This window comes from Cedecea sp. B1(4) (genome assembly GCF_059414925.1).
The window spans coordinates 1-286 of sequence record NZ_JCAHMZ010000155.1 but is presented as its reverse complement, the minus strand read 5'-3'; the positions used below and the strand labels follow the sequence as shown (position 1 = coordinate 286).

The window sequence follows — 286 nt, the reverse complement described above, 5'->3', positions numbered from 1 at the left end:
TTTTTTTATTTTTTTGTTTGTTTTTCTTGTGTTTTTAATATTTTTTTAATATTTTTTTTTATTTTATTTTTTTGGTGGGTTGTGGGTTTTTGGGGGGGTGTGTGTTTTTTTTTTTTTGTTTTTTTTTTTTTTTTTTGGTTTGTTTTTTTTTTTTTGTTTTATATGTTTTTTTTTTTTTATGTTTTTTTTTTTTTTTTTCCCCCCCCCCCCACTCCATTTCTCTCTTTTTATTTTTTTTTTTTTTTTTTTTTTTTTTGTTCTTTGTTTTTTTTTTTTTTTTGATTTT

The 286-nt window shown here is 18.5% G+C and carries 1 protein-coding gene; it reads right to left on the bottom strand.

Features of this window, described 5'->3' with window-relative positions; translation table 11 throughout:
* Positions 1-58: 58 nt before the first annotated feature.
* Positions 59-286 (bottom strand): hypothetical protein (locus ACR6JA_RS22445; protein WP_494599636.1); only part of this gene is annotated, 228 nt, incomplete at its 5' end.